This is a genomic window from Streptomyces sp. HSS9-12 (genome assembly GCF_054963655.1).
Genome location: NZ_JBUEGC010000008.1, coordinates 115,595 through 132,297 on the forward strand (window position 1 = coordinate 115,595; position 16,703 = coordinate 132,297).

Consider the following 16,703-nt stretch of genomic DNA (forward strand, 5'->3'; position numbering starts at 1 on the left):
TGACCTGGGTCACGACGGCTTGAGCCGTCGCGTCACAGCATTCGCATCCACCGAGGAGAGCCGCAATGGTGTACGCGCAGCCAGGAACCGAGGGCAGCATCGTCAGCTTCGCCCGGCGATACGACAACTTCATCGGCGGCGACTGGGCCGCCCCCGTAGAGGGCCAGTACTTCGACAACACCTCGCCGGTGACCGGACAGGCCTTCTGCCAGGTCGCCCGGTCCACGGCGGCCGACATCGAACTCGCCCTGGACGCCGCCCACGCCGCAGCCGGTCAGTGGGGTCGGACCTCGGCCACCGAGCGGGCGAACATCCTGAACAAGATCGCCGACCGGATCGAGGAGAACCTCGAGAAGATCGCCGTCGCCGAGACATGGGAGAACGGCAAGCCGGTCCGCGAGACACTGGCCGCCGACATTCCCCTGGCCATCGACCACTTCCGCTACTTCGCCGGCGTGGTCCGCGCCCAGGAAGGCAGCATTGCCGAGATCGACGCCGACACCGTCGCGTACCACTACCACGAGCCGCTCGGCGTGGTCGGCCAGATCATCCCGTGGAACTTCCCCATCCTGATGGCCGCCTGGAAGCTGGCCCCGGCGCTGGCCGCCGGCAACTGCGTGGTCATCAAGCCCGCCGAGCAGACCCCCGTCAGCCTCCTGCTCGTCGTCGAGCTGATCGCCGACCTGCTTCCGCCCGGCGTGCTGAACGTCGTCAACGGATTCGGCGTGGAGGCCGGCAAGCCGCTGGCGTCCAGTTCGCGCATCGCCAAGGTGGCCTTCACCGGCGAGACCACCACCGGGCGGCTGATCATGCAGTACGCCAGCGAGAACATCATCCCCGTCACCCTGGAGCTGGGCGGCAAGAGCCCGAACATCTTCCTTCCGGACGTCGCGGCCGCCGACGACGACTTCCTGGACAAGGCCATCGAGGGCTTCGTGATGTTCGCCCTCAACCAGGGCGAGGTGTGCACCTGTCCCTCCCGCGCACTGGTCCACTCCTCGATCTACGACGAGTTCATCAGCCGCTGCGTCGAGCGCACCAAGGCCATCACCAGCGGCAACCCGCTCGACCCGGCCACCATGGTTGGCGCCCAGGCCAGCAACGACCAGTACGAGAAGATCCTCTCCTACATCGACATCGGCAAGAAGGAAGGCGCCGAGGTCCTCGCCGGCGGCAACCCGCGCACCGTGGCCGGCCTCGAGGGCGGCTACTACATCGAGCCCACCATCTTCCGCGGCACCAACGACATGCGGATCTTCCAGGAGGAAATCTTCGGTCCGGTGGTCTCGGTCACCACCTTCGACTCGGTCGACGAGGCCCTGAAGATCGCCAACGACACCCTCTACGGCCTGGGCGCCGGTGTGTGGACCCGTGACGGCAACACCGCCTACCGGCTCGGTCGCGAGATCAAGGCCGGCCGCGTGTGGACCAACTGCTACCACGCCTACCCGGCACACGCGGCCTTCGGCGGCTACAAGAAGTCCGGCATCGGGCGGGAGACCCACAAGATGATGCTCGACCACTACCAGCAGACCAAGAACCTGCTGGTCAGCTACTCGGCGAAGAAGCTCGGATTCTTCTGATGAGCACCCGCACCAGACGTGTCCAGCTCACGGCGACCGCCGAGGACCTCGTGCGACGGCTGGCCGCAGAGCACGGGCCGGTGATGTTCCACCAGTCCGGCGGGTGCTGCGACGGGAGCGCGCCCATGTGCTATCCGCGTGGCGACTTCCGGGTCGGCGCCTCGGACGTTCTGCTCGGTCGCTTGGCCGGCGACACCCCGTTCTGGATGAGCGCCGACCAGTACGCGTACTGGCAGCACACCCACCTCACCGTCGACGTGGTCGCGGGCAGGGGCAGCGGATTCTCCCTGGAAGCGCCGAAGGGTGTGCGCTTCCTGCTCCGGTCCCGGTTGCTCACGGACGAGGAGCTGGAGCTCATCAGCGCCGAGCCTCCACTGCCGACAGGAGCCGACGCGGCCGAACAATGATCCGTACTGCGCGGGCAGCGGACACTCGACGACCACCGTGATGGCGCAGGCGGTGGTGACAGCGGGGCCGGACACCACGGCGTCCGGCCCCGCGCCCACTCTCCCTTGTGGAATACCTCCCCAGGGCCGGACACCACGGCGTCCCCCCCCAACAGGACTGCGCAGCCTGCGGCTGCTGATGCGGCCCGGACACGGCACTGTGACGGCACCGCGACGTGTTCGTACGTCGCGGTGCCGTCACCTCCGGTCCGAAGCACGACGGTCGTGTCGAACAGGCCGCTCAGGAAGCTGCTCGTGAACTGGCCGACCGCCATGGACCGACGGAGTCCGCTTCGGACTTTGCAGTGGAGTCGGTCAGTTCACGCGGCATGGCGGTTCCTCGCCGTCGAGGAATGCCTGAAGGTTCTCCAGCACCAGCATCCCCATCGCGGTCCGGGTGGCCAGCGTCGCACTGCCCAGGTGGGGCAGAAGGACGACGTTCTCCAGCGCGATCAGCTCCTTGGGAATCGCGGGCTCGCCCTCGTAGACGTCGAGGGCAGCGCCCGCGATCACCCCCTCCCGCAGCGCCGTTATCAGCGCCTGCTGGTCAAGGACGTCCCCGCGGGCGGCGTTGACCAGGATCGCGGTGGGTTTCATGCAGCGCAGGCGGGCGGCGTTGATCAGGTGGTAGTTGGCATCACCGCCCGGCATGTGCAGCGAGACGAAGTCGGCGGCGGCGAGGACCTCCTCGATGGTGTCCAGCCGCTTCGCTTCGCCGACGCCGTGATCGGGAAGGTGCTCCTGCGCGTCGTAGAACACCACCCGCATGCCGAACCCGTAATGGGCCCGCCGGGCGACCGCGGCACCGATCCGACCCATCCCAAGGATCCCCAGGGTCTTTCCCGTCACCTCGGCACCCATCATGTGGGTCGGGCGCCATCCGGTCCACCGCCCCGCCCGCAGCTCCCGTTCCCCCTCGCCGGCGCGCCGTGCGGCCATCAGCAGCAGGGTCATGGCGGTGTCGGCGGTGGCGTCGGTCAGCACGCCGGGCGTATTGGTGACCACCACCCCCGCTTCGGCCGCCGCGACCACGTCGATGTGGTTGTAGCCGACGCCGAAGTTGCCGAGGAACCGCGTACGGACTCCGCCCCGGAACAACTCAGCGGGCATCCGGTCCGACACCGTCGGCAGCACGATGTCGGCCTCCTTCAGCGCCCGGCGCAATCCCTCCGGCCCGAGGGGCTCGTCCTGCCGGTTCAGCCGTACCGACGGGAACCGGCTACGCAGTTCCTCCTCGACTTCCCCGGGCCATCTCCTGGTCACGACGATCACGGGCTCGCTCATCACACACCTTCCGCCTCCGCCAGTCCTTGCTCACTCAGATGCCGGCATGCCTCAGGCCGACCTGGCCAGCCGGCCACTCGCCTCAAGCACCTCTGCGACGGTGCGGCCCATGCTGGACGGGTCGGGCGCCACCGTCACACCCGCCGCGGTCAGGATCTCCACCTTCTCCTGGGCCGATTCCCCTGCCGCCGAGACGATCGCGCCCGCGTGCCCCATCTTGCGGCCCCGCGGTGCGGCGAGGCCGGCGATGTAGGCGATCACCGGCTTGCTCATGTGATCGGCCACGAACCGGGCGCCCTCGGCCTCCTGAGGTCCCCCGATTTCCCCGACCATCACGACGGCGTCGGTCTCGGGATCGTCCTCGAACAGTTCGAGGATGTCCCGGAAGGACGATCCGTTGACCGGGTCCCCGCCGATGCCGACCGAAGTGGACACCCCCAAGCCGCGGGCCTTCAACTGCGAAGCCGCCTCGTAGCCGAGGGTGCCGCTCCTGCCGACGATCCCGATCCGACCCGGCAGGTAGATGTGACCGGGCATGATGCCGAGCAGCGCACGGCCCGGACTGATCGTGCCCGCGCAGTTCGGGCCGGTCAGGCGCATCCGGTCGACATCCCGGTAACGCCGCATGTACCGCTTCACCAGCATCATGTCCTGGGTGGGGATGCCGTCGGTGATGCACACGCAGTGCCGGATGCCCGCGTCGGCGGCCTCCATGATCGAGTCGGCGGCGAACGGGGGCGGGACGAACACGATCGACGCCTCCGCCCCGGTCTCGGCGACGGCCTCCTTGACCGTGTCGAACACGGGGCAGCCATGCACCGTGGTCCCGCCCTTCCCGGGTGTCACCCCGCCGACGACGTTGGTCCCGTAGGAGAGCATCTCCTCGGTATGGAACTGTCCGATCCGGCCGGTGATGCCCTGGACGATGACGCGTGTCTTCTCGGTGAGCAGGATGGCCATGCTGCGTCCTTCCTCATCCGCCCGCGCCGGCCGCGGCGCGGAATTCCATCTCGGCCTCGACGGCACGTTCTGCCGCATCCGCAAGGGTGTCCGCGGTGACGATGGGCAGGCCGGATTCGGCGAGGATCCGCCTGCCCTCCTCGACGTGCGTCCCGGCGAGCCGGACCACGACGGGGAGCTGCACGTCGATCTTCCGGAACGCCTCGACGATGCCCTCGGCCACCCAGTCGCACCGGTTGATACCGGCGAAGATGTTCACCAACACCACCTTGACCTTGCTGTCCTGCAGGACGGCGCGGAAGGCCTTGAACACCCGCTCCGGTGAGGCACCGCCGCCGATGTCGAGGAAGTTGGCCGGCTCACCGCCCGCGAGTTTGATCATGTCCAGAGTGGCCATGGCGAGGCCCGCTCCGTTGATCATGCAGCCGATGTCGCCGTCGAGCCCGACGTAGGCGAGCCCGCGGTCGGCGGCGTGGCTCTCCCGGGGGTCCTCCTGACTGCGGTCCCGCAGTTCGGCGATGGCAGGCCTGCGGAACAGGGCGTTGTCGTCGAAGGACATCTTGGCGTCCAGCGCCACCAGGTCCTCGTCCGCGGTGACCACCAGCGGGTTGATCTCGAGCATCGCGGCGTCGAGGTCGCGGAACGCCCGGTACGCGGCCCGGAACAGCTGGCTCGCCTTCGCGATCTGGGACGGCGCGAGCCCGATGGCGAAGGCCAGTTCGCGCGCCTGGAACTCGAGGAATCCCGCAGCGGGTTCGACGGTCACCCGGACCAGTGCCTCCGGGTTCTCGGCAGCCAGTTCCTCGATCTCCATACCGCCCTCGGCCGAGGCCACCACCGTGATCTTCTCGGTGCTGCGATCGAGCACGATCCCGAAGTAGAGCTCCCGCTTGATCTCCGTGGCCTCTTCGACGTACACCCGGTACACGCACTTGCCCTGGGGAACCTGCCGGGTGACCAGTCGCCTGCCGAACAGTTCGTTGGCCGCCTCGGCGACCTCCCGGTCGGAGTGACAGATCTTCACCCCGCCCGCCTCGCCGCGTCCGCCGCTGTGGATCTGGGCCTTCACGACCCACCGGGTCCCCCCGAGCTCGGTGGCCCGGTAAGAAGCCTGCTCGGGGCTGTAGCTCAGCCCGCCTCGCGGAACCGGCACGCCGTAGCGGGCCAGCAGCTCCTTCGCCTGGTACTCGTGGATGTCCATGCCCTTACCTCCTCGCGGCGGCCGCGGCCCGGATCGCGTCGTCCACCGTGATCACGGCGCGCGCCATACGCTCCGACGCAGCGTCGATCATCTTGCCGTCCAGCGCCGCCGCCCCTCGGCCTTCCGCTTCGGCCTTGCGGAGTTCCTCGACGATGCGCCGCGCCTTGGCCACCTCGGCCTCGGGCGGGGTGAAGACCTCGTTGGCCAGGGCCACCTGGCTGGGGTGGATCGCCCACTTGCCCTCCGCGCCGAGGGCAGCGGCCCGGCGGGCACCGTCGAGGTAGCCGTCGGGGTCGGAAAAGTCTCCGAACGGCCCATCGATGGCCCGCAGTCCGTAGGCCCGGCACGCGACGATCATCTGGGACAGCGCGAAGTGCCACTGGTCCCCGGGGTAGTGCGGGTTGAGGCCGCCGATGCTCACCGTTCGTGCACGGAGGCTGGCGGCGTAGTCGGCGACGCCGAAGTGCAGGGCTTCGAGGCGGCCGCCGCTGGCCGCGATGGCCTCGACGTTGGCCATGCCCAGCGTCGTCTCGATGAGCGCCTCGGTCCCGATCCGGGCGGGCCACCCCTTGGCCTGCTCGATCTGACTGATCAGCACCTCCACGGTGTAGAGGTCCGCGGGCACACCGACTTTTGGCACCAGGACGGTGTGCAGCCGATCACCCGCCTGCTCCACCACGTCGACGACGTCGCGGTACATGTAGTGGGTGTCGAGGCCGTTGATGCGCACCGACACGGTCTTGCCCTTGGCAGCCCAGTCGATGTCACACAGCGCCTCGATGACGTTCTTGCGCGCCTGCTCCTTCTCCGGCGGCGCGACGGCGTCCTCAAGATCGAGGAAGACGAAGTCCGCCTCGCTGTCCGCCGCCTTGTCGATGAAGCTCGGGTTCGATCCCGGCACGGCCAGCTCGCTGCGCTGCAGCCGGGGCTGCCGCGGCGGGTAGAGGGTGTGGCTCATGGTGTGACTCCTCGGGTCGCGACTGCGGGTGCCGGTGGTGTGCCGGCGAGGGGATGGAAGCGCTGACGCTCACCGGCCGGTCAGCGCGGGCGAGTGAGCCGCGTCGAGCGGAGTGGCGGACCGGACGTCGGCGGTCCGGTAGTACGCCTGCGCGGCGGCGACGCCGGCACCGAGCTCGATGTCGGCTCCCGCATCGGCCAGCGACATCTCCGCCGCGGCCAGTGCGGACAGGCACATCACCTCGTTGAGGTCGCCCAGATGACCGATGCGGAACACCTTTCCGGCCACTTGCGACAGCCCTGCGCCGAACGATGTGCGATAGCGCTGGTAGCCGATGCGGCAGACCTCCGCACCGTCCACGGTGGCGGGCACGCGGATCGCCGAGACCGTGTCGGAGTACCACTCCGGGCCAGTGGCGCACAGCTCGAGGCCGAGCGCGTGCACGCCGCGACGCACGCCTTCGGCCAGCCGGTGATGCCGCGCGAACACCGCGGGCAGCCCCTCGGCGAACAACAGGTCCAGCGAGGCCCGCAGGCCGTGCAACAACGGAACCGGTGGGGTGTACGGGAAGTACCCCAGGTCGTTCGTCTTGATCATGTCGACGAAGTCGAAGTAGCACCGCTCCATCGTGGAATGTCGCGAAGCCTCCAACGCCTTTTCACTGGCGCCGAGTACCGCCAGGCCCGCCGGCAGCATCAGGCCCTTCTGCGAACCGGTCACCGCCAGGTCGACACCCCAGGCGTCCTGCCGGAAATCGATCGAGGCGATCGAGGACACCCCGTCGACGAACAACAACGCATCGGAACCCTGGGCGTCCATGACCTCGCGCACGGCGGCGACGTCGGAGGCCACGCCCGTCGCGGTTTCGTTGTGGGTCACGAAGACGGCCTTGATGGACCTGTCCTTGGACAGGTGGTACTCATAGTCGCGCACCGGCACGCCGCTACCCCATTCGACATCCACGCAGATGACGTCGAGGCCGAGGCGTTCCGCCATCTCGACCCACAGCTGGGAGAACTGCCCGAAGCGGGACATCAGGACCTTGTCGCCCCGGTTCAGAGTGTTACTGATGGCCGCTTCCCAGGCCGCGGTGCCCGAGCCGGGGTAGAGGAACACGCGGCCGGACGTCAATCCGAGCAAGGTCTTGAGGTTCTCGAACAGCGGCAGCGTCAGCTCCGGGAAGTCCGGAGCCCGGTGATCCTCCATCGGGACGTTCATCGCCCGCCGTACGACCTCGGGGACGTTCGTCGGCCCCGGAACAAAAAGGTGTGCGATTCCATGACGCATGTGCACCCACTCCTTACACGGCGTCTCCCCGAACGACCGAACAGCCCGGGTGATGCCGAATCAGGAAACATTGTTCACTCTTATGAAACCCTAAGGGGAGACCGGTCGTCGCCGCTACATCTCGGCCTTGAGTTTGCGCGATCGGGAAATGAGCGATTCCTCAAGCCACACAAGGAAAAGAAAGGGCTCCGGAGACGACCACATCGTCTCCGGAGCCCCGCACATCAGCGCTGCTCACCCCGCGTGGTCCCGCAGGAGCGTGGCGGCCCCGAGTACGCGCGCATCGCACTGCCCGCCCGCGCGTGCCGCCTGCTCGATCAGTTGCGCCCGCATCCTGGGGTCCCAGAACTTCACGATGTGATCGGCGATCGCCGCCACCGCATCGCGGAACGGGTAGTGCGCGAAGTGGGCCGCGATGTCGTAGGCCAACCGCAGTGACGTGTCCTGTCTCATCGATCACTCCACTCCGACCGCCACGTCCGTTCGCCCGGCCGTCCGTTCGCCATCTCCCGCCCGTCGGCGCACCGATACCTGCACCGCGGTGACCTTGTACTCGGGACAGTTCGTGGCCCAGTCCGAGTTCTCCGTCGTCACCACGTTCGCCCCGGTCACCGGGTGGTGGAAGGTTGTGTACACCACGCCCATCGGCACCCGGTCGGTGATCGTGGCGTGCAGCGTCGTCTCGCCGACCCGGCTGGACAGGACCACCGTGTCCCCTTCGCTGATCCCCCTGACTTCGGCATCGTACGGATGGATCTCCAGCAGATCTTCGGGATGCCACACCACGTTACGGGTCCGCCGGGTCTGCGCACCCACGTTGTACTGGCTCAGGATCCGGCCCGTAGTGAGGATCAACGGGTACTTCCGGGTGCTGCGTTCCTTCGTCGGTACGTACGGGGTGGGCACGAACCTGCCCTTGCCGCGCACGAATCCGTCGACGTGCATGATCGGCGTTCCGGTCGGCGCCGCGTCGTTGCACGGCCACTGTACGCTCCCCCGTTCGTCCAGCTTGGCGAAGGACACCCCGGCGAAGGTGGGCGTGACCGCGGCGATCTCGTCCATGATCTCGCGCGGGTGCGCATAGGACATGTCGTAGCCCATCGCCTGGGCGATCTCGCAGACGATCTGCCACTCGTCCTTGCCGGTCTTGGGCCGGATGACCGGCCGGACCCGGTTGATCCGCCGTTCCGCATTGGTGAACGTGCCGTTCTTCTCCAAGAAGGAGGTACCGGGCAGGAAGACGTGCGCGAACTTGGCCGTCTCGTTGAGGAAGAGGTCCTGCACGACCACCAGGTCCATGGCCTCCAGCGCCGCAGTGACGTGGCGGGTGTTGGGGTCGGACTGGGCGAGGTCCTCGCCCTGGACGAACAGGCCACGGAAGGTGCCGTCCAGCGCCGCGTCGAACATGTTGGGGATCCGCAGGCCCGGATCCGGCAGGATGGGCCGGTGCCACAAGGTCTCGAAGACCTCCCGGACGGCGTCGTCGGACACGTGCTGATACCCCGACAGCTCATGGGGGAACGATCCCATGTCACAAGAACCCTGCACGTTGTTCTGCCCGCGCAAGGGATTCACTCCGACGCCGTCGCGGCCGATGTTCCCGGTGACCATGGCGAGGTTCGCCATGCCCATCACCATGCTCGACCCCTGACTGTGCTCGGTGACCCCGAGTCCGTAGTAGATCGCCGAGTTGCCGGCGGTAGCGTAGAGGCGGGCAGCCGCGCGCAGCTCGGCCGCCCGCACACCGGTGATCTCCTCGGTCGCCTCAGGGCTGTTCTCCTCGCGCGCGATGAACTCCGCCCACTCGGCGAAGCCTTCACAGCGGGAATCCACGAAGGACCGATCCACCAGATCCTCGGTGACGGTCACATGTGCCATCGCGTTGATTACCGCGACGTTCGTGCCCGGCCTCAGCTGGAGGTGGTGCGCGGCCTCCACGTGGGGTGAGCGGACCAGGTCGATCCGGCGCGGGTCGATGACGACGAGCCGCGCGCCCTCCCGGAGCCTGCGCTTCATCCGCGAGGCGAACACCGGGTGTCCGTCCGTCGGGTTGGCGCCGATCACGACAATCACGTCCGCCTCGCCGACGGACCGGAAGTCCTGGGTGCCCGCCGACGTGCCGAAGGTCTGCTTGAGCCCGTACCCTGTCGGGGAATGGCACACCCGGGCGCAGGTGTCCACATTGTTGTTGCCGAACGCGGCGCGCACCAGCTTCTGCACCACGTACACCTCTTCGTTGGTGCAGCGCGATGAGGTGATCCCGCCGATCGCGCCCACTCCGTGGGCCTCCTGGATGGCCCGGAACCCGTCCGCGACCGTGCGGATCGCGGTCTCCCAGTCGACCGGGCGCCAGTCGTCGGTGATCCGCTCGCGGACCATCGGGGTGAGCACCCGGTCGGGATGGGTGGCGTAGCCGAAGGCGAACCTGCCCTTGACGCAGGAGTGCCCCTCGTTGGCGCCGCCGTCCTTGGCAGGCACCATACGCACCAGTTCGTCGCCGCGCAGCTCCGCGGTGAACGAACACCCCACCCCGCAGTAGGCGCACGTGGTGCGGACGCTGCGGGTCGGCATCCCCAGGTCCACCACCGACTTCTCCTGCAGCGTCGCGGTCGGACAGGCCTGTACACACGCCCCGCAGGACACGCATTCCGAGTCCATGAACAGCTCCCCCGCTCCGGCCGACACCTTGGACTCGAAGCCGCGGCCCTCGATCGTCAACGCGAAGGTGCCCTGGACCTCCCCGCAGGCCCGGACACAGCGCGAACACGCGATGCACTTCGACGGATCGAAGTCGAAATACGGGTTGCTGCGGTCGGCCTCCAGCGACAGGTGGTTCTCGCCCTCGTAGCCGTAGCGGACCTGGCGCAGACCGACCACACCGGACATGTCCTGCAGCTCGCAGTCGCCGTTGGCCGAGCACGTGAGGCAGTCAAGCGGATGGTCGGAGATGTAGAGCTCCATCACACCCTGACGGAGCTTCGCGAGCCGCCCGGTCTGGGTACGGACCTTCATGCCCTCGGCGACCGGCGTCGTGCACGACGCCGGCGTGCCCGGGCGGCCGTCGATCTCGACCAGACACAGCCGGCACGAGCCAAAGGCGTCCAAGCGGTCGGTCGCGCACAGCTTGGGGACGTCGATCCCACCGGTCACCGCTGCCCGCATGATCGACGTGCCTTCCGGCACCCGCACCTCGAACCCGTCGATCTCCACCGACACCGTAGCGGGGCCGGGCCGGGCCGGGGTGCCGAAATCCGGTTCCCTCAGCAGACTCATGGCTTCGCCTCCTCCTGTCGGACAAAGTCGTCTGGGAAGTGCTGCAGGGCGCTGCGCACCGGCTGGGGGGTCAGTCCGCCCATCGCGCACAGCGACGCATCGGTCATCAGATCGCAAAGGTCGTTCAGCAGCGCGAGGTTGCCGTCGCGGTCCTCGCCGCCGACGATCTTGTCGATCGCTTCGACGCCTCGCACCGCGCCCACCCGGCACGGTGTGCACTTGCCACAGGATTCATCGGCGCAGAACTCCATCGCGAAGCGCGCCATCTCGGCCATGTCGACGGTGTCGTCGAACACGACGATCCCGCCATGCCCGAGCATCGCCCCTGCCGCTGCGAACTCCTCGTAGTCCAGCGGCAGGTCGAACTGAGACTCCGGCAGGTAGGCGCCCAGCGGTCCGCCGACCTGGACCGCGCGCACCGGTCTGCCGCTGCGGGTTCCCCCGCCGAAGGTCGTGATCAGCTCGCGCAGCGTCGTCCCGAACGCTGCCTCGACGACGCCGCCCCGGGCGACGTTGCCCGCCAGCTGGAACACCTGGGTGCCCCGAGACCGCCCCGTGCCCAGCTCGGCATACGCCCGGGCGCCACCGGCCAGCACCGCGGGGACGCTGGCCAGGGTCAGCACGTTGTTGACCGCGGTGGGTTTGCCGAACAGCCCGGTGATCGCGGGGATCGGCGGCTTCACCCGCACCATTCCGCGCTTGCCCTCGATGCTCTCCAGCATGGCGGTTTCCTCGCCGCAGATGTACGCACCCGCGCCCACCCGGACGTGAAGGTCGAAGGACAGGTCGGAGCCGAGCACGCACTCGCCGAGCCAGCCGGCCGCCTGCGCCGCGGCGATCGCCTGGCGCATCGTCGCCACCGCGTCCGGGTATTCGGAGCGGATGTACACGTAGCCCTCGCGCGCGCCGACCGCGTGGGCCGCGATGAGCATGCCCTCGATCAGGGCGAACGGATCGCCCTCCATCAGCATCCGGTCGGCGAACGTGCCGCTGTCACCTTCGTCGGCGTTGCAGCAGACGAACTTGAGCTCCGCGTCGGTCTGGGCGACGGTCCGCCACTTGATGCCGGTCGGGAAACCTGCACCGCCGCGACCGCGAAGCCCCGACGCGACGACCTCCTCGACCACGTCCGCAGGGTCAAGCTCCAAGGCCCTGCGCAATCCCACCAGGCCACCGTGTGCGAGGTAGTCCTCGGTGGACAAGGGGTCGGTGATCCCGACTCGCGCGAAACACAGGCGGTGCTGCGCGCGGAGCCAGGGATGGTCGTTCACGACGCCCTGACAGAGCGGGTGGTCGGCGCCGTCGAGCAGCCCGTGGGCGATGAGGTCCGGCACGGCGTCGGGCGTCACCGGGCCGTAGCCCACCCGGCCGCGCTCGGTGGCCACCTCGACGAACGGTTCCAGCCACAGCATGCCGCGGGAACCGGTGCGTACCACCCTGGCCCGCTCCCCCGCGGCCCGCGCGACAGCCGTCGCGACCTCGTCGGCGCCGACCGAGACGGCCGCCGAGTCCCGTGGGACATAGATCGTGGTGGTCATGCCGCACCTCCTGCTGTCTGGGGAGCCGAGCGGCCGGCGCGCAGGATGCCGTCCAGCTGTTGCTCGTCCAGCCGCCCCACGGTCTTCCCGTTCACTTGGGCGGCGGGCGCGAGCGCACAGTTGCCGAGGCAGTACACGTGTTCCAGGGTCACTGCGCCGTCGGGCGTCGTGTCCCCCACCTTCACGCCGAGCACCCGCTCTGCCCGAGCAATCAGGCGCTGGGCGCCGACCGACTGACACGCCTCGGCGCGGCAGAGGCGAATCGACGTCGCGCCCGGCGGCGTCGACCGGAAGTCCGAGTAGAAGGTGAGCACACCGTGGACCTCGGCGCGCGAGAGGTTCAGCTCGGCGGCCAGCACCGGGACCACGTCCCGGTCAAGGTAGCCGAGCCGCTCCTGGACCTCCCGGAGGATCTCCAGCAGCGGTCCCCGCTGGTGCCGGTGTTCGGCGACCACCGCCCGGACCATCTCGGCCTGTTCCACCTGGTCTCCGTTCACGGTGTACTCCCCTCTCCCTGTGCACGTGCTTGTCTGTCGCCGGGCAAGCCATCGATCCTCCCAACAGGACGACGGTGTGGCCGCGTTCATCTGCCCAGCGGCGCAAGGACCTGGCCCAGAGCGACCATGGTCACCCCTCCGGCCAGCGCCAGATACGGCCGGATCCCGGCCCGCCGCACCTGCGCCACCGGCGATCGGGCGGAGCCGGACTGCTCGTGCAACGAAGCCGGGAACACGCCCTTGTCCTGCACGTAGTGGCGGTAGGCGAACACGGGCAGGACCAAGGCGGCGAACACCAGGCCGCTCCAGAGCGCTCCCGAACCCCAGACCGATGCGCCCCATCCGAGCAGGAGCGCGTTGCCGAAGGCCAGGACCCCGCCCGCCGTGATGAGCAGCGTGGGTGCGCGCCACGGTCGGGCGAGGTGCACGTTGTCGACGCGGTGCAGCCAGCCCGCGTTCAGATTGAGGAAGTTGAACACCATGTAGCAGACGCTGGACGCGGCGAGCACGAACACGTAGTCGCTCATCAGCAGCAGCACCAGGTTGAACGCCAGGTCCGTCCACATGGCACGGTGGGGCGAGCCGTGCTTGTTGGTCTTGTCCAGGTAGCGAGGGAGCCAGCCGTCCCGCGCGCCCTGGTACAGCGTCCGTGACGACCCGGCCATGGTGGTCATGATGGTCAGCAACAGGGCGAGGATCAGCATGACGGTCAGCAGGCCGCCCACCACTCTGCCCCCGCCGACCATGTCGACCATGGCGGCGCCCACCCCCGTGCCGTCCACGATGGGCCCGGTCAGCAGCCGCTTGACGCCGAGCGACCCCTGGAACGCCAGCGGCACCAGGACATAGACGACCAAGCAGACCAGCCCTGCGGACGCGATGGCCTTGACGGTGTCGCGCCCGGGGTCCTTCAGCTCGCTGGTGTAGCAGACCGCCGTCTCGAAGGCGTAGGCCGACCAGGCCGCGAGGAAGAGGCCGCCGGCGAGCAGGGTCCAGCCGTCCAGGTCCCACGCACCGTTCAGCGGGACGAACGGGTCGAAGTTGCGCCGCACCACATCGCCGGTGAGCAGCGGCACGATGCCCACCAGCAGCAGCGGTACGAGCACCGCGACGCCCACTACGGCCTGCACCCGCGCCGCGCCCAGGATGCCGCGGTGCTGCACGGCGAACACGATCAGCAGGAGGACCGCCGCGATCACGAACTGGGCGTTGAGCCGCAGTTCCAGGCCGTCCTTGAAGAACCCGAGGTCCGCGAGCGTGACCGACCAGTGGTGGATCCCCGCGGCCGCGGGGAAGAGCGCCGTAAGCACGTAGCCCGCTGCCAGCGCGGAGCCGATGGTGAGCACCGGTGACCAGGCCAGCCAGTTGCACCACACCGACACCGGCGCGATGAACTTCGAATAGGGCAGCCAGGCCATGGCCCCGTAAACCGAGGCGCCACCGGACTTCTGCGGGTACATCCCGGCTATCTCGGCGTAGGTGAAGCTCTGAATCAGACCGAACGTCACGGCCAGTACCCACACCAGGACCGAGGGGGTGCCGACGGTGGCGGCGATGGAACCGATGGAGAACAGCACCAGTGCCGGGACGCCGCTGGCGATCCAGAAGGCGCCGGTCCAGCTGATCGTCCTGCGCAGACCGGCATCCGGGGGGACAGGTGCGGCGGAGGTGGTTGTTCTTCGAGTTGTCCCGGACATGCGAGGTCCCCTTTCGCGGTCGGCGGGGGTCGATCAGGCGTGGGAGCGGCCCCCCGGCGCGGCGCCGCGCCGGGGGTGTCCGTGACGGTGCTCAGTGCAGCGGCTTGTGCCAGCCCTCCAGGACGGGCGGGCTCCAGTCCTCGCCCACGGTGGCCGACTCGGCCAGCCACGACCCCAGTTCCGTCTGGCGGTACTTGGCGTGCCGGTGCTTGAGCCAGATTCCGTAGGAGTTGCCCTCTTGCAGATGCTTGATCAGCACCTTGCGGGCGTACTCGTCCTCGCGCCCCTCGGGGATCTCGAAGTGGATCTTCAGGAACGCGTTGGTGTATCGGTCGAAGACGGCCGGAATACCGTCCTCGGTCATCAACTCGATGTCCTCAAGCCAGTTGAGGTCGTCACCGGGCGTCGCCTCGGCGAGATCGACATCCTCAACCAGGGACCGGTCGAACTGGTACGGGAAGGTACGGCCGGTGAGCTCCTCGGTGTCGATGCTCTTGCCGCCCGACAACTTCCGCTCGGTGACGTTCATCCGCTCAGACATCGTGCCCACCCAGCGATCCGTCGTTCACCACGTGCTTCTCCAGCAGGTTCCTGATCTCGCCCAGCGCGCGTTCCTCGGTCACGCCCGGCACATAGCTGGTGCCGGCCAGGGGGACTCGCGCCATCGCGGCTGCCTCGGTGGTCAGCGCGCACAGGTCCTCCGGCTCCAGGCTGTGGATGTCCGTCTTGCCGCAGGCCCGGGCCAGCATCTGCACTTCGAGGGTGAGGGTGTGCAGGAAGTTGTAGACGCGCTCGGCAGCCTCGTCGACCCGCAGCCGTTTGCGCAGTTCGGGGTCCTGGGTGGCGATGCCGACCGGGCAGCGGCCGGTGTGGCAGTGGTAGCACTGCCCTGCCTTCACACCGAGGGAGCCCTCGTAGTCGGTGACGCCGGGGATCTCCTTGTTGCAGTTCAGGGCCATCAGGGAGGAGTGGCCGATGGCGACGGCCTTGGCGCCCAGGGCGATGGCCTTGGCAATGTCGCCGCCGTTGCGGATGCCGCCCGCGACCACGAGGTCGATCTCGTCGGCCAGGCCGACGTCCTCCAGGGCGCGCCGCGCCTCAGGGATCGCCGCCATCAGCGGGATGCCGGTCTCCTCGGTGGCGATGTGCGGTCCTGCGCCGGTGCCGCCTTCGGCGCCGTCCAGATAGATGATGTCGGGCCCGCACTTGGCGGCCATCCGGACGTCGTCGTACACCCGGGACGCGCCCAGCTTGAGCTGGATCGGCACCTGGTAGTCGGTGGCCTCCCGGATCTCCTGGATCTTCAGGGAGAGGTCGTCGGGGCCGAGCCAGTCCGGGTGCCGGGCGGGGCTGCGCTGGTCGATACCGGCCGGCAGCGAGCGCATCTCGGCGACCTGCTCGGTGACCTTCTGGCCCATCAGATGGCCGCCCAGACCCACCTTGCAGCCCTGGCCGATGAAGAACTCGACCGCGTCGGCCAGCATCAGGTGGTGCGGATTGAAGCCGTACCGGGACTGGATGACCTGGTAGTACCACTTGGTGGACAGGTCGCGCTCGGGCGGGATCATTCCGCCCTCACCGGAACACGTCGCCGTACCGGCCATCGACGCGCCCTTGGCCAGCGCCATCTTCGCTTCCAGCGACAGCGCGCCGAAGCTCATACCCGTGATGTAGACGGGGATGTCGAGCTCGAGCGGCTTCTTGGCGAACCGGGCGCCGAGCACGGTCTTGGTGGTGCACTTCTCGCGGTAGCCCTCGATGACGAACCGGGTCAGGGTGCCCGGCATGAACATGAGCTCGTCCCAGTGCGGGATCGGCTTGAACATCGAGAATCCGCGCATCCGGTACCGGCCGAGCTCGGACTTGGTGTGGATGTCGCCGATCACTTCGGGGGTGAAGATCCGGCTGCGCCCGAGTGGCTGCGAAGCTCCGTCGTTGGTTGTGCTCATCCGTGAACTCCTGTGTCCGCGCGATGTGGG

Annotated in this window: 14 protein-coding genes; 2 read left to right on the forward strand and 12 right to left on the reverse strand. The window is 68.5% G+C overall.

Annotated elements, in window-relative coordinates; genetic code table 11:
• The first annotated feature begins 65 nt into the window (after window positions 1-65).
• Both adh and ACY34J_RS06645 read left to right on the forward strand, forming a co-directional pair.
• Window positions 66-1,583 carry an aldehyde dehydrogenase gene (adh, locus tag ACY34J_RS06640; protein ID WP_462725705.1) on the forward strand — a complete coding sequence of 506 codons (1,518 nt, stop codon included), beginning with the start codon at window positions 66-68 and terminating at the stop codon, window positions 1,581-1,583.
• Window positions 1,583-1,990: a DUF779 domain-containing protein gene (locus tag ACY34J_RS06645; protein WP_462725706.1), complete on the forward strand. Its 408-nt coding sequence runs from the start codon at window positions 1,583-1,585 to the stop codon at window positions 1,988-1,990. The genes adh and ACY34J_RS06645 overlap by 1 nt, the downstream gene beginning before the upstream one ends.
• Before the next feature lie 354 nt (window positions 1,991-2,344).
• Here the strand turns inward: ACY34J_RS06645 and ACY34J_RS06650 are convergent, their stop codons facing one another.
• From ACY34J_RS06650 to ACY34J_RS06705, 12 genes are all read right to left on the reverse strand, one after another.
• Window positions 2,345-3,313, reverse strand: a complete 969-nt coding sequence (locus tag ACY34J_RS06650) for a 2-hydroxyacid dehydrogenase (RefSeq protein WP_462725707.1) — start codon at window positions 3,311-3,313, stop codon at window positions 2,345-2,347.
• Between the two features lie 51 nt (window positions 3,314-3,364).
• Window positions 3,365-4,273, reverse strand: coding sequence for a succinate--CoA ligase subunit alpha (gene sucD, locus ACY34J_RS06655; RefSeq protein ID WP_462725708.1), 909 nt, complete (start codon window positions 4,271-4,273; stop codon window positions 3,365-3,367).
• Window positions 4,274-4,286: 13 nt separating this feature from the next.
• Window positions 4,287-5,474, reverse strand: a complete 1,188-nt coding sequence (locus ACY34J_RS06660) for a malate--CoA ligase subunit beta (protein ID WP_462725709.1) — start codon at window positions 5,472-5,474, stop codon at window positions 4,287-4,289.
• A gap of 4 nt (window positions 5,475-5,478) precedes the next feature.
• Entirely contained in the window at window positions 5,479-6,432 is a 954-nt protein-coding gene (locus ACY34J_RS06665; protein WP_462725710.1) for an HpcH/HpaI aldolase/citrate lyase family protein, read from the reverse strand.
• Between the two features lie 69 nt (window positions 6,433-6,501).
• Entirely contained in the window at window positions 6,502-7,719 is a 1,218-nt protein-coding gene (locus ACY34J_RS06670) for a pyridoxal-phosphate-dependent aminotransferase family protein (RefSeq protein WP_462725711.1), read from the reverse strand.
• Between the two features lie 234 nt (window positions 7,720-7,953).
• Window positions 7,954-8,172, reverse strand: a complete 219-nt coding sequence (locus ACY34J_RS06675) for a formate dehydrogenase subunit delta (protein ID WP_462725712.1) — start codon at window positions 8,170-8,172, stop codon at window positions 7,954-7,956.
• A gap of 3 nt (window positions 8,173-8,175) precedes the next feature.
• A complete protein-coding gene (fdhF, locus tag ACY34J_RS06680) occupies window positions 8,176-10,992 on the reverse strand; it encodes a formate dehydrogenase subunit alpha (RefSeq protein WP_462725713.1) in 2,817 nt (938 codons plus the stop codon).
• Window positions 10,989-12,530, reverse strand: a complete 1,542-nt coding sequence (locus ACY34J_RS06685; RefSeq protein WP_462725714.1) for a formate dehydrogenase beta subunit — start codon at window positions 12,528-12,530, stop codon at window positions 10,989-10,991. Before ACY34J_RS06685 ends, fdhF begins: the two co-directional genes overlap by 4 nt.
• Window positions 12,527-13,027, reverse strand: a complete 501-nt coding sequence (locus tag ACY34J_RS06690; RefSeq protein WP_462725715.1) for a formate dehydrogenase subunit gamma — start codon at window positions 13,025-13,027, stop codon at window positions 12,527-12,529. The genes ACY34J_RS06685 and ACY34J_RS06690 overlap by 4 nt, the downstream gene beginning before the upstream one ends.
• A gap of 86 nt (window positions 13,028-13,113) precedes the next feature.
• A complete protein-coding gene (locus ACY34J_RS06695; RefSeq protein WP_462725716.1) occupies window positions 13,114-14,724 on the reverse strand; it encodes an APC family permease in 1,611 nt (536 codons plus the stop codon).
• A 91-nt stretch (window positions 14,725-14,815) separates the two neighbouring features.
• The gene (locus tag ACY34J_RS06700) at window positions 14,816-15,265 is read right to left on the reverse strand and encodes a hypothetical protein (RefSeq protein WP_462725717.1); all 450 of its coding nucleotides are present in this window, start codon (window positions 15,263-15,265) and stop codon (window positions 14,816-14,818) included.
• Complete coding sequence (locus ACY34J_RS06705) at window positions 15,258-16,673, reverse strand: FMN-binding glutamate synthase family protein (protein ID WP_462725718.1); 1,416 nt, start codon at window positions 16,671-16,673, stop codon at window positions 15,258-15,260. Before ACY34J_RS06705 ends, ACY34J_RS06700 begins: the two co-directional genes overlap by 8 nt.
• Window positions 16,674-16,703 lie beyond the last annotated feature (30 nt).

Coding starts and splice junctions, on each gene's coding strand:
- ACY34J_RS06675 (WP_462725712.1), bottom strand. CDS start 8,172: ATGAGACAGGACACGTCACTGCGGTTGGCCTACGACATCGCGGCCCAC.
- ACY34J_RS06705 (WP_462725718.1), bottom strand. CDS start 16,673: ATGAGCACAACCAACGACGGAGCTTCGCAGCCACTCGGGCGCAGCCGG.
- ACY34J_RS06665 (WP_462725710.1), bottom strand. CDS start 6,432: ATGAGCCACACCCTCTACCCGCCGCGGCAGCCCCGGCTGCAGCGCAGC.
- ACY34J_RS06650 (WP_462725707.1), bottom strand. CDS start 3,313: ATGAGCGAGCCCGTGATCGTCGTGACCAGGAGATGGCCCGGGGAAGTC.
- ACY34J_RS06660 (WP_462725709.1), bottom strand. CDS start 5,474: ATGGACATCCACGAGTACCAGGCGAAGGAGCTGCTGGCCCGCTACGGC.
- ACY34J_RS06670 (WP_462725711.1), bottom strand. CDS start 7,719: ATGCGTCATGGAATCGCACACCTTTTTGTTCCGGGGCCGACGAACGTC.
- ACY34J_RS06645 (WP_462725706.1), top strand. CDS start 1,583: ATGAGCACCCGCACCAGACGTGTCCAGCTCACGGCGACCGCCGAGGAC.
- sucD (WP_462725708.1), bottom strand. CDS start 4,273: ATGGCCATCCTGCTCACCGAGAAGACACGCGTCATCGTCCAGGGCATC.
- ACY34J_RS06700 (WP_462725717.1), bottom strand. CDS start 15,265: ATGTCTGAGCGGATGAACGTCACCGAGCGGAAGTTGTCGGGCGGCAAG.
- adh (WP_462725705.1), top strand. CDS start 66: ATGGTGTACGCGCAGCCAGGAACCGAGGGCAGCATCGTCAGCTTCGCC.
- ACY34J_RS06685 (WP_462725714.1), bottom strand. CDS start 12,530: ATGACCACCACGATCTATGTCCCACGGGACTCGGCGGCCGTCTCGGTC.
- fdhF (WP_462725713.1), bottom strand. CDS start 10,992: ATGAGTCTGCTGAGGGAACCGGATTTCGGCACCCCGGCCCGGCCCGGC.
- ACY34J_RS06695 (WP_462725716.1), bottom strand. CDS start 14,724: ATGTCCGGGACAACTCGAAGAACAACCACCTCCGCCGCACCTGTCCCC.